The organism is Shewanella sp. 10N.286.51.B2, assembly GCF_041469265.1.
In the GTDB taxonomy this organism is placed as follows: domain Bacteria; phylum Pseudomonadota; class Gammaproteobacteria; order Enterobacterales; family Shewanellaceae; genus Shewanella.
In genome coordinates this window covers 69032-82504 of record NZ_JBFRKH010000040.1, presented here as the reverse complement: position 1 = coordinate 82504, position 13473 = coordinate 69032, and the positions used below count along the sequence as shown (strand labels likewise).

The window sequence follows — 13473 nt, the reverse complement described above, 5'->3', positions numbered from 1 at the left end:
TTGCTGCTCGATTTCAGCGCTATTACCGTTACCTTCGGAGTTTATTACTGCCGATGCAGTTTCTGTTGAATGATGCTGATAAATTTCAGCGTGGTTTTCATCACCCTTTTGGGTGATAGTTGCTGAAGAGTCCGAGGTATCTTGTTGGACAATGTCTGCGGTATTTAATGAGCCATCTTGATCAATGATCGCTGTATTACCTTCGCTATTAAGCTGCTGGGTCACTGTAACGGCATTATCCTGGCCCCATTGATCCACAATTGCCGTATTACTGTCACTGGCAAATGCGCTAGTTAAACCTAATGTTGCTGTAATCAATATCGCTATATATGTTTGTTTCATCATGGTATTTCCTTTTACGCTTTGTTTGTTACTTCCCTTGGGTTATTGCAACATGTTGCCCATTACCCCATTGCAGCACGCCTACGGCAAGGCCAGAACCATACTGTTTTATGCCAATTGAATTATCGAATCCGCTTTGTTTTATCAACGCCACGTTTGCAGTGCCTGTTTGCATAATATCCACATAAAGGTTGTCACCATCTTGATATGACACCAGCACATTACCGGCCCCCATCTGCAAAATTTCAGCTTCGATATTGGCACCAGACTGATAAACAGCAGAATATTGTTGCGACCCTTGTTGGTTAACTTGAATGGAATTAGTGTGGCCCAATTGTTGAGCATAAAGTTGGTGGCCAACACCTGATTGATCCAGTGTTAAATCATGATCAAAACCATCTTGGCTCACTTGAGTCGTATTTTCGAAGCTAGAAAGCTCATTAAAGTGACTCAAATCTGGCTGACTATAGCTCGGTAGGCTCACGAGGTTCATGACCAAAAATAGTAACGCGGCGAATATTGTAGAATGTGCTCTGGGGCGGTTTTTTCGATGAGTTGTTATTATTGGCGGTTGCATATCCATGCTTCATATCCTTATTAGAATGAAAGACGTTATTCTTTCAATACCTTCACCATAAGAGTATGGGCTGACTATTTCTTGTTCGAATCATCCTCTAGTATTAAAATCTTACCAGGAGTTAAAATCAAAACTTTAGGACGATAAAAAGATGAGAAACAATGCTGGCTGAGTCATTTATTTAAATAATAAATACATCGACCAAAGAAATAATGTCACGCTCAGCGTTTGCCAAAACTTAATGGGATTACGCTGAATAAACGGAATAGACGTTTTTGAAGTGGTTGAGGCAGGAGTCGTTAACGCATGTAAAAATTCACTACTATCAGCAAAACGTGTAGCGGGGTCTATGGATAATGCTTTTTCTAATGCTTTTTCTAATGCTTTATCCATCCACTCAGGCACCATAGGATTGGTTGCATAAACAGGTATATAAACCAGTTTTTCAAAATCTTTTCGGCTTAAGCATTTACCTAATTGGCCTTTAAAGAGTTGTTCACCGGCCAACATCTCATAAGCGATAACAGCAAAAGAGAATAAATCGGCACGGCCATCAGATTGATAACCCAGTATGACCTCAGGCGCAGTATAATCTGCAGTGCCCAGAATGGTATCGCGTTTAAGCGGGGTGGTGATTTCAGCAATACCTTTAATGTAACAGGCACCAAAATCGATAATTTTAACAATCCCCTCTCGAGTGATGAAAATATTGTCCGGCTTTAAATCTTGATGCAGGGTTTCTTTACGATGAAAAGCGCGAATACCCGCCTCAACTTGTTTTAAAAGCTGCAGCACATCTTCAACCGGGCCGCGTTTATGTTGCGTCATCCAATCAGCTAAGCTCAACCCTTGTAAATAATCAGTGAGATAGTACAGCGCTGATTTAGGCATATGATGATCGACAACGTTAACCACATGAATGCTATTAATACGGTGCCCTATCCAACTTTCAAGCATAAAACGTTCAATATAAGCCCCGTCATCAATGTAATTTACCGACGGCGTTTTCATGCACTTTTCAATACCTTGCTTGTCTTTTACCACATAAACTTGGCTGCGCTGACTTTGATGAATAATCCCCGTCACTTCATAGCCATCTAACTTCATCCCTACTGATAGTGGCGGCGGAAAAGGTCGGCTGGCGAGTTTATGATAAACATCGTCAATAGCTTGAGTTGGCAGCTGTGAGATTGAAATTAACTGCGCACTGAGGTTATCTTGGCTGTCTAACAGATAGGCTTTATCGACCATTTTTTGACAAAATGCTTCACATAATTCGTCAGTAATTTCAGCGTGGCTTTGCTGTAGATGAATCAACATTTTCGACAATTCATGATCGGTCACCACATCATGAATACCATCCGTCGTCAGTAAATACATGTCATCTAAAGCAAGGTTAACCTGCTTATAATCAACATCTAACTTTACATCCATGCCAATAGCGCGGGTAAGATAACTGGAAAATTGATTTACTGAAGTGCTGTGATCACGACTTACCTTCATTAACTCACCATCGCGAAAACGATAGATTCGTGAGTCACCAACATGCAGCATATGCGCCGAGCAAGACTTGAAAACCAATGCACTAAACGTACACACATAGCCTTTTCTGGCATCGCGATAATCTTGCCCTAAGCCATACAACCACCGATTTAACGCCGTAAGAACACGGGTACTGGATGTTTGAACGCTCCAGGAATCAGGCGTTGAATAGTAATCAGCGATAAAGTTACTCACACTGATGGCAGAGGCTTTTGCACCACCTTCAGCTGCGCTAACCCCATCGCTGATAACACTCACAATACCTTTGGTGGTTAACATTAAACCTGAAGGAATTTTAATGCCTATAGCATCTTCATTATCCGCTTTTCTGCCTTTATCTGAGACTTGACCCGCCTTTACTTCCAACACGCCCGATATAGGCAGTTGATCTTGGGTTCTATTTTCTTCATGCAGCTTTACATTAGATTCAGTCTTAAGTTCAGACCCTGATTTAGACTCAAAATTAGCATTAATCACCCAATGTCCACCTTTTAATAAAAACGACAACACCGCTAAATTCATTAGCGGTGTTTTCAGGGTTAGTAACAATAGCGTTTAACATTATTTATATTAAGTCATAGCCAATAATATAAACTAGTTAACGCTAATTAAGGTAACTTCACCTTCTTCATTCACCTCAGCGATATGGCCTTTGGGTTCAGTCATGAAGAATAAAGTAATAAACCCTAGCACCGCACTGACAGCAATAACATTAAAGAACACGGGTGTCGGTACCATAGAGTAGACCGTTAAAAAGAACACCGCGCCGACATTACCATAAGCACCTGTCATGCCTGCTATTTGCCCTGTTAATCGACGTTTAATCAGTGGCACTGCAGCAAACACAGCACCTTCACCGCCTTGAACGAAGAATGAACACGCCATTACCACCACAATAGCTAAAGGTAATGACCAAGTACCATCAATGTGACTGACGGCAAAGTAACCAACAGCTAGACCGGCAGTTAAAATCATCAATGTTGTCTTACGGCCAAACTTATCACTTAACCAACCACCGCCCGGACGAGACATTAAGTTCATAAAGGCATAGCTAGAGGCAACCATACCCGCTTGTGCCATCCCTAAATCAAATGTCTCAGCAAAAAACAGTGGCAACATTGACACTACGGCGAGTTCTGATCCAAAAGTCGTAAAATAAAGCACATTAAGTACAGCCACCTGTTTAAACTTATAACGTTCAAACTCAGGCACTTCTTTAACAAAAATATCTTTATTCACTTCATAGGTTTTATAAACATCAAAAATGAAAATGACGACTAATGAAGCATAAATGATATAGGTCATTTGTTGCTCAAGCATACTCACGCCTGCTGGAGATAACTTCCATGCCAGTAGAGCAAGTGTTGCATACATCGGGATCTTCATGAAAATTAGCAGTGCGAAATCACCTTTACTGGTTACCTCTAAGCCACCCGCTTTTTTCGGTTTAAAGTAAGTCGAGCCCTTTGGAGTATCTGTGACGTTAAAATAATAGACAAAAGCAAATCAGAAGCTCATAACTCCCGTAAGACCAATGGCATAACGCCAGCCATCTTCGCCGCCAAAGTAAATGGCCACCGCAGGTAAAGTAAACGCTGCAGCTGCGCTACCAAAGTTGCCCCAACCGCCATAAATACCTTCGGCCGTGCCTAACTCTTTTGCAGGAAACCATTCACTGACAATACGAATACCAATAACAAAACCCGCACCAATAAAGCCAATCAGGAACCGAGCCATGGCTAATTGCTCGAACGAGTCGGCAACTGCAAACATAAAACAAGGTATGGAACAGACCCCCATTAATACTGAATAAGTCAGTCTCGGGCCGTATTTGTCGGTCACCATGCCGATAATAACCCGAGCAGGAATCGTTAACGCCACATTCAAAATAAGTAAGGTTTTGATTTGTGATTTTGTTAATCCCAAGCTATCAGCAATAACACTTAATAAAGGCGCGGCGTTAAACCACACCACAAAAGTTATAAAAAATGCCACCCAACTTAGGTGCAATACTTTCATCTTGCCCGAAAACGAAAATAGATTAAATTTCTGAGAACTCATACTGCACGTCCTTTTATTTAGCTAAAACCAATACCTGGCCAGCTTCCTTTTTGATTTCGTATGGCGCTGCAACCAAAGCACTGTCTTCAAGGCAAACACCTGTTGTTAGGCTGTAGTGCTGCTTATAAAGCGGAGAAGCAACACACAAGTTACCTTCAACTTCGCAAATTAGCCCACGTGCTAACAAACTCACCCCTGTTGCAGGGTCAACATTATCAATGGCAAATAAACCGTGTTTTCCTAAATCAAAAATGGCAACGGCTTTACCAGCAACCCATGCGGCAATACCGGTCCCTTGCGGTAAAGTAGACTCATTACATACATTCACCCAACTCATACTAATTCCTCCGCAGTTTCTGATTCTGTTTCAAGTTCTTTAATAGCAATGTTGCCTGCTCCTGTTGCTTTGGCGACAGGGAAGCGCTGCTCACGTGCGCGATGATAAAGGTGTGTTTCACCTTCTGGCTTGTCGTCAGGATTTACAAACTCATTAAAGCGCGCCAAGAATTCTGGTTTTTCAAGGCTGGTTTTCCATTCACATTGGTAAGTATCAACAATTTTTGCCATTTGATTATCAAGCTCAGCAGCGAGACCTAAGCTGTCCTGTATAACCACTGATTTGAGATACTCCAAACCGCCTTCTAACGAGTCCATCCAGGTTGAAGTACGTTGTAATTTGTCAGCGGTTTTAATATAAAACATCAGAACTCTGTCGATATATTTGACTAAGGTATCGGTATCTAAATCGGTAGCAAATAAATCACCATGACGTGGGCGCATACCGCCATTCCCTGCAACATATAAGTTCCAACCTTTATCGGTTGCGATAACACCAATATCTTTGCTTTGGGCTTCTGCGCATTCTCGAGTACAACCCGAGACAGCAAACTTAATTTTATGGGGCGCACGTAAGCCTTTATAGCGGTTCTCTAAATCAATGGCTGTAGACACAGAGTCTTGAACACCATAACGACACCAAGTGCTACCCACACAAGATTTAACCGTACGCAGCGATTTACCGTAGGCATGACCGGTTTCAAACCCGGCAGCAATTAATTTGCCCCAAATACTCGGTAACTCTGATAATTTTGCGCCAAATAAGTCGATTCGCTGACCACCAGTGATTTTGGTGTACAAGTCATATTCTTTGGCTACGGCGCCAATGGCAATTAAACCATCAGGGGTAATTTCACCACCTGCAATTCGCGGCACCACAGAGTAAGTACCATCTTTTTGTATATTGCCAAGATAGGCATCGTTAGTATCTTGCAACTGAACATGACTGCTCTCTTGGTTTAAAACATATTTATTCTGCAATGAAGCAAAAATTGACCCTGCTGCGGGCTTACAAATGTCACAACCAAACGTCGACCCAGCATTGGTACCAGCGTGTTTACCATGGCGAGTAATTAACGTCTCAAAGTCAGTAATGTTTTCAACTTGGCACAAGTGATACAAAGACTGTCTATCCTGTTCAAAATGCTCACAAATGCCAGTATTGCACTCAACCCCTTCTGCTACGAGCGCTTCATCCATGATTTTCTTCACCAATGGCGCGCAACCACCACAGCCAGATGCGGCTCGGGTGCAGGTCTTGATTTCAGCAATGGTATGATTGCCTTTGGTCACTGAAGTGGCGATATCAGCCTTAGTCACTTGATGACAAGAACAAACTATTGAGCTGTCTTTTAATTCAAGCGCCGTTTCATCACCCGTCATTAATAATTCAACCGCATTGCCTTCAATTGCATCTTGCGATAAATACAAATCCAGTAAACGGGCATAATCACTGTTATCGCCCACTAATACTGCGCCTTTAAGATATTGACCCGACTCATCTAACCACAGCTTTTTATATATGCCTGATTGATTGTCAGATAACTCCACAAATTGCGCATTGTCGAAACCGCGGCTTTCACCAATAGCGGCAACATCAACACCTAATAGCTTGAGTTTGGTGCTCATATCCGCACCAGTAAATGCCAATGATGGCGCAGGCGCCTTAGCAACTCCTGCCGCTAAATGCGACACAGCGACTCGCGCCATTTGATAACCTGGGGCAACTAGGCCAAAAATGCGGTTTTGCCATAATGCACATTCACCGATGGCATAAACATCGGGAGCTGAGGTTAAGCAGTTATCATCAATTGCAATGCCGCCGCGATCACCCATTTGCATACCGCTGCTTCTCGCTAATGCATCTTGAGGTCGAATACCGGCAGAAAACACAATCATGTCAGTTTCAAGAAAACTATCATCGTTGAATGTCATGCGGTGCTGTGCGCTCTCACCATCGATAATGGCGGTGGTGGCTTTAGAGGTATGTACTGATACACCTAAGTCATTAATTTTACTTTTAAGTAAGTCACCCGCTTTATCATTTAATTGTACTGGCATTAACTGTGGTGCAAATTCAACAACATGAGTTGTTACGCCAAGGGCCATTAATGCATTTGCCGCTTCAAGGCCTAATAAGCCGCCACCGACTACCACGCCAACTTTAGATTTTTTCGCCGCAGCTTCAATGTCTTGTAAATCTTCTATGGTGCGGTACACCACACAGCTTTCTCTATCGTTACCAGCAATAGGTGGGACAAATGGATAAGATCCTGTTGCAAGGACTAAACTGTCATAGGCTGTCGTTATGCCCGCTTCTGTGGTCACGGTTTTATTGGCGGTATCTAGCACGGTAATTCGGCTATCAAGGTGCAACTTTACCCCCCAATCTTGATAATCCTCAGCGCTAGTTAGCATCAATTCATCGGCACTACCGGTTTCAAAATATTTTGACAGTTGCACCCTATCGTATGCAGGTCGGGGCTCTTCACCAAACACTTCAATATCAAATTGCTGCTGCAACCCTTGACTACATAATTGCTCGATAAAGTGATGACCCACCATGCCATTACCTATTACTACCAGCTTGGATTTTGCATTTGCCATAGAAGGCTCCTTGAATTTTTGTTAAAGCCCTAAAAACAAAAAAGCGCCAGCCTCTGGGTTAACAGAGCTGGCGCCATTGCCAAAAGCCTTCAAATTTTAACTATAAACTGTTTAAACTACACTGTTATAGCGTCTCGATTAACGACGATTACGTGCACGCGCCATTGCATTTAGAAGTTAGAGATTCAAGCTACAGTTTGTCATGATGATAACGCTTGACCTAAACTCTTTATTTCCACGGTTATTTATTTACACAGCGATTTATTAATGCCAGCTAATGCTTCACACAACTTAATTGCTCACACGATCTAGCAAATACTAAGCATTGACTATGCCAACAAACATAAAATCGTAAGTCATTGTAAATATACAAAATAATATATTAGCCTAAAAAGATACTAGGCTATACTGGTCACCACAGGCGCACTCGCACCAAATTGTTGCATTCGGTTCGTCCCTCTTTGATTTGCTTCAATTTGTTTTGCCGCTGCAATGATACTTTTTGCCATTTCAGCTACGGTTACCCCCTTGCTCATAGCCTGTTTTTGGATCAATTCATGCGCTACTTTTTCGCTAATACCCTGCAATTGCAGTAACGACTTGGCTTTTGACACCAGCTTCATCGCGACACATTTCTCATCTAATTGCTTCACTTTTTCGAGCATAATTGAAGCATTATCAAAGCGAATTTTTGCTAGGTTAACTAAAGAGCTTAAGCGTTTTGCTGACAGCTGCTCGGGTACGAAAGTCACCCTGCCACAAAGTAACAAACTGGCTAGATGATTTTCATCCCAATGCTGAGCATTCACAATAATGGGTAAAGCCGTATTCGATAACAAACGCTCAATAAATGCTTGCTGCAAGGGTTGTAACTCATTGGTTAGAAATACTAAACATGATCCGTTTCCTTTAAGCACATTTTGTTCTAGTTGGCTGAGGCTTGTTACTTCTACACATGCCTGAAACTGATTTAGTTGGATTTTATAATCTGTCAGCAATGCATTGTTATTAAATGATGGCTCACAATAGATATAATTAACCATATGCTTAACTCCTTACTGCATGACGAGTTGACGGAATAACGTTATTTTCAATATGTTGCCAAAGGGACGACCCCATGACATTTGAGTCTTGAATGACATATTTATTTCGCTCAAACCAGACTTTTTTGGCATGTTCTAAGGCATCATTAATAGCTAATCCTTTATTACATAGCACATTTACCAGCGCTATCGTGGCGGTGACACTGGCTATCGCTTGCTGTAATTGTGCCGTTGATAAATCGGCCTCAGCAATGTCTTCAGCCCGCCAAAGTTGCGCCAGTACAGCAGCAGACAAATCAGCTTGACCAAGCTTTGCCCCCACAAATGCCTCAAGTTGGGTAGGCAGATTAATCTCTGCAAAGTTAGCTTCATGTTGGCCATTAAAACGCAGTAAACCTACCCGAGTACTGACACGAGGGTTGATTTCTGTCTCCCCCTGCAGGCCTTTAAAAATAGCAATATCTGCCGCTTCTCTTTGGCAGCTATCCTTTGCCAAAAGCGCTGCCACTTGATGATGCAATTTATCTAATCCAGGATGAAAATAACTGCGTAGGCTAAATGCTGCATTACACGGGTTAACGCAGCGAACAGACATTTGAATAAAACTTCGTAAACCCAACTCTTGATGTAAAGCGCGGCAATCATTTAATACTGGAATAACATCTGCGCTGTTAAGGTAAATCAGCCCTGTTTTCGCTAACATTTCTGCGGCGGTTTCGGCGTTGTCACATTTAGGAATATCTAAAGCCGCAATATATGATTCAACATGACGACGATGAGGTAATGATTGACTATCTCCATGTAATACAATGGTTTTACCTTGTTTAGCCAGCATTTTTGCCGCTAATAATAACCAAGGTAACTGCTCGCGCTTACCGGCATATACCGGCCAATCAATATCTGCTTTAATAGTTTTCCACTGAGAAGAAACCAACTGCTTTAGCCCAGACGATACACCAGCAAGTTCTTCAACTGACTCACCTCGCACTCGCATAAGCATCATCGCTGCCGCCATTTGCGCAGTAGAAATGTCACCACTTGCAAAACCTTTAATCAAGTAAGCGGCTTCAGCAAAATTCAAACTGCGGCTACCTTTAACCCCTTTGCCCATTGCTTTGATGAGCTTACGGCTATCAAAATCAGCGGCATTAAGCATATCTTGCGTTTGTTGCTCAACCATAAGCCACCTCCACAAAATCTGTTGGCTTGGCTTTTATATCAGACAATAAGCCAGCTAATTCTTGACCCACTGCAACCACTTCACCAATGATGATTAAGGTTGGGCCACTGTCTTTAATTAATGTCGCTTGCTTGGCCATATTGCTAACATTGGCATAAGTGATTAACTGATTAGGTCTGCCGCCATTGGTGACAAGTGCCACGGGTAAGTTTGCCTCAGCTTTAACAGACATAAGTCCTGCTGAAATTGCTGCTGCTTGCTCCTTGCCCATGTAAAAAACTAAGGTAGATTGTGCTTCTAATAAGCCTTTCCAATGAGTTGGAGCCTGATCTAGCCCATCATTTGTAATGCGGGTACCAGTGACTAACGTGACTGAACGAGCCATGCCGCGGTACGTTAGCGGAATACCTGTGGTTGAGGCGCAGCCTAAAGCTGCTGTAATACCAGGGGTAAATCGGCTAGCGATCCCTAATTTAGCAAGATACAGAGACTCTTCAGCCCCGCGCCCAAAAATATGCGGATCGCCACCTTTTAAACGTACAACTTTGAGTCCTTGTGTGGCAAGCTTTGCTAGTAAAGCGTTTATATCATCTTGCTTATAACTTGGCTGACCACAACGTTTACCCACAAAGTGGCGCTGACAATCTGCAGAGACTAATGAAAGAATATCGCTGCTGACCAAGCTGTCATAAACCAGCGCCTCAGCTTGAGACACTATTCTGGCGGCTTTAATGGTCATTAAATCTAATTGCCCGCAACCTGCACCGACAATTTCGACATCACCCGAAATCAAATCATTATTAGCGGCTGCGCTATTAAAGTTAATTAGCTTATTCAATGTATGACTCATTACGCCACCTCCTCTTGGGCTGATTTACGTTCTTGCTCTGACAACTCAGTCGTTATCTCAGCTAAAGCAATATGCCAAATATCATTGGCACATTGACCCACTTCACTGTGGCAGCTACCACATTGTCTGCCGCAGCCTAGCTCTGTTTGGGTTTCATCTAACGCCTTATCAAAATCTGCTTGTGTGATATCAGTGTTAATCGCTGTGGCGCTAGTAAAATCAGATGCTAAGGCACGTTTACTGAATACTGCATTATCAAGTTTTTGCAGCATGGCATATTCAATATTGGCTTGTGTGACACCGGTACAGGCGCAAATTAGTGGGCTGTTACCAGCTTTAATCAGCTGATGTAATTGACGCATTAATGCAACATCTACTGTTTGACCAATAAGCAAATTCATCGCTTCAAGGGAAACAGCGACCTTTGTGCGACTTAACAGTTTCAGTGATACCAACAAGCCGTTACTGATATTGCAATGCACATGGATAATTTGCTGACTAGCAAGGGAAATTGTCCATTTTAAAGCGTGTACCGTTGACTGATAAGCAAATGCTGCATCTGTATTTTCAAAACCGATGTGATAACAACTGCCAGTGGTTAATGTTTGCTGAACATTCCAGTTCAGGCCTTGCATGTGTGGATCATGCAGACCAAAAACGATCCCTTGCAATGTCACAGCAACTTTAGTTAACGACACGGGTTGGCATTTAAACGCTGGCTGTTTTGAGTAAGGGTCAAACTGACTATCAAGTGGGGTATTAACGCCCTTACCTAACGAGAACTGCTCAGACCAATGCATTGACATAAACCCCAAGTCTGGCGCTTGGGAGTCATCTGCAACCACTCTTGCCACGGCAAAATTGGTTATTGATAAATTGGGGGCAGCAAAAGTTACCAAGTCGTCTTCAATTAATTTTAATTGCGCTAAAGTCGAAGGATGAACAGCAATAACAGGCTCTGGGATACTGGCTCTAAGCGCCGCAATATGACCTGTGCGGGTCATGGTGTGCCATTGATCTCGGCTGCGACCACTGTTTAAGCGTACTTGCCCAGCTGGCAAAGGGGCTATTTGGCAATCTGCAGTGGTTTCAATAAATTGCGCTTTTGATGATGCGGTGGCGAATATGCCATCGGCAAACAATCTTTGCTTATTGCCCCCTATGGCACCATGGTTAGCAGCAGGCCACTGCGTCGGTAGTAACTCATCATATTGCTCATCCGTTAAATCAGCCAAACCGCTTAAATCAAACTGCTTGCCTGGAAAAGATTGCTTTACAAGCTTAGATAACTGGGCAAATTCTTTAAAAACGGCAGCACTGTTTTTAAAGCTAAAACTTTGTTCAAAACCCATCGCTTTTGCGACTTCTGCCAAGGCCCACCAATCAGCTTTTGCTGTGCCTTTAGCTTGTATAAAGCCACGTTGGCGGCTAATCACTCGCTCACTGTTAGTGACTGTGCCACATTTTTCAGACCAACCCTGTGCAGGTAATAACACATCGGCTAATTGCGCAGTCGCAGAGTCTTGTGTTATCTCAGACACCACCACAAAAGGACAGGTTTCTAATGCCGCAGTTATTTTTGCAGTATTAGGCAATGACACCACTGGATTAGTGCCCATAATCCACACCGCTTTAATTGTTCCATCTGCCATAGCATCAAATAATTCAACGGCTGTGAGACCCTTATCAGTCGCGATCACCTCAGACTGCCAAAAATCTCCTAACACTTGACGCTCCGGCTCAGAAAACCCCATATGACAAGCAAGTTGTGTCGCTAAACCGCCCACTTCACGCCCACCCATGGCATTCGGTTGGCCTGTAAGTGAAAAGAAACCACAACCTTCCTTACCAACCTGACCAAGAGCTAAGTGACAATTGATTATCGCATTGCTAGTGTCAGTGCCTGCAATAGATTGGTTTACCCCTTGGCAGCTAGCTGTCATGACTTTTGCGTGAGAGATAAATAACTGATAGAAATCCTGCAACTGAGCAATAGGCACTAATAACGCTTGGGCAAGTGTTTCAACATCAGTGGCTTGACTGGCAACGTGTGCTAAGGTTTGAGTGAAGTTTTCAGTGTGCGCATCAATATATGGCTGATTTAACGCTTCATTTTTGGCAATGAAATTCAGTAAGCCATTAAATAATAACGTATCTGTCCCCGGCGCGATTTGAAGATGTAAGTCTGCTTGGCTTGCCGTAGCAGTTTTAGCTGGGTCAATTACGACAATTTTAGTGCCATAACGCTGGCGGGCTTTAATCATCCGCTGAAATAAAACCGGATGGGTCCACGCTGCGTTTGAACCCACGAGTACTATTACTTGTGCCTGTTCAAAATCGTCATAACAACCCGCTACAACATCCTCTCCATATGCGCGCATGTGCGCACTTACAGCAGAAGACATACAAAGGCGTGAATTGGTATCAACATTCGCCGTGCCAATAAAGCCTTTGGCCAATTTATTAGCCACATAGTAATCTTCAGTTAAAAGTTGCCCTGATAAATAAAATGCAACTGAGTCTGGTCCATATTGCGCAATAGTTTGTTTAAAGGTGTCAGCAATTGTCGTGATAGCTTCAGGCCAAGCAACTGACTTACCAGACTTATATTTGGGATAACGTAAACTATTTGGCTGGACTAAGCTTTCTAATAAACGCTCACCTTTGGCACATAACTGACCTTTATTGGCTGGGTGAGTACGATCACCTTCAAGCTCAAATCCAATGTCGTTAAAACTGCTAGGGGTTACACTTATTCCGCAGCCGACGCCGCAATAAGCACAACTAGATTGGATATTAGACATGCAACTTCCCTTCAGTGACTCAAATTCAATGACAATAACGTCGCAAATCTCGTGCCAATTGCTAACTTAATGATTTACAAACCGTTTACAAATAAGGCAAATTTAAAATCGCTACTTTTGTTCAACAAAAG

At 42.8% G+C, this 13473-nt stretch carries 8 protein-coding genes and 2 pseudogenes; all 10 read right to left on the bottom strand.

Annotated features, from left to right (window positions below):
- Nucleotides 1-345 (bottom strand): annotated as a pseudogene (locus tag AB4140_RS11190) (curlin); the annotation flags it as partial.
- Nucleotides 346-370: 25 nt separating this feature from the next.
- The gene (locus tag AB4140_RS11185) at nucleotides 371-925 is read right to left on the bottom strand and encodes a curlin (protein WP_102437989.1); all 555 of its coding nucleotides are present in this window, start codon (nucleotides 923-925) and stop codon (nucleotides 371-373) included.
- Nucleotides 926-1096: 171 nt separating this feature from the next.
- Entirely contained in the window at nucleotides 1097-3010 is a 1914-nt protein-coding gene (locus tag AB4140_RS11180) for a protein kinase domain-containing protein (RefSeq protein WP_372000966.1), read from the bottom strand.
- Between the two features lie 45 nt (nucleotides 3011-3055).
- Nucleotides 3056-4522: pseudogene (locus AB4140_RS11175) on the bottom strand (NarK family nitrate/nitrite MFS transporter).
- 13 nt (nucleotides 4523-4535) lie between these two features.
- The gene (gene nirD, locus AB4140_RS11170; RefSeq protein ID WP_372000964.1) at nucleotides 4536-4859 is read right to left on the bottom strand and encodes a nitrite reductase small subunit NirD; all 324 of its coding nucleotides are present in this window, start codon (nucleotides 4857-4859) and stop codon (nucleotides 4536-4538) included.
- A complete protein-coding gene (nirB, locus tag AB4140_RS11165) occupies nucleotides 4856-7465 on the bottom strand; it encodes a nitrite reductase large subunit NirB (RefSeq protein ID WP_372000962.1) in 2610 nt (869 codons plus the stop codon). The genes nirD and nirB overlap by 4 nt, the downstream gene beginning before the upstream one ends.
- 398 nt (nucleotides 7466-7863) lie before the next feature.
- Nucleotides 7864-8508, bottom strand: a complete 645-nt coding sequence (locus AB4140_RS11160; protein ID WP_372000960.1) for an ANTAR domain-containing response regulator — start codon at nucleotides 8506-8508, stop codon at nucleotides 7864-7866.
- Nucleotides 8509-8512: 4 nt separating this feature from the next.
- Entirely contained in the window at nucleotides 8513-9688 is a 1176-nt protein-coding gene (locus AB4140_RS11155; protein WP_372000958.1) for a glycosyl transferase, read from the bottom strand.
- The gene (cobA, locus tag AB4140_RS11150; RefSeq protein ID WP_102438001.1) at nucleotides 9681-10538 is read right to left on the bottom strand and encodes a uroporphyrinogen-III C-methyltransferase; all 858 of its coding nucleotides are present in this window, start codon (nucleotides 10536-10538) and stop codon (nucleotides 9681-9683) included. The genes AB4140_RS11155 and cobA overlap by 8 nt, the downstream gene beginning before the upstream one ends.
- A complete protein-coding gene (locus tag AB4140_RS11145) occupies nucleotides 10538-13342 on the bottom strand; it encodes a molybdopterin-dependent oxidoreductase (RefSeq protein ID WP_372000956.1) in 2805 nt (934 codons plus the stop codon). The genes cobA and AB4140_RS11145 overlap by 1 nt, the downstream gene beginning before the upstream one ends.
- Nucleotides 13343-13473: the final 131 nt, after the last annotated feature.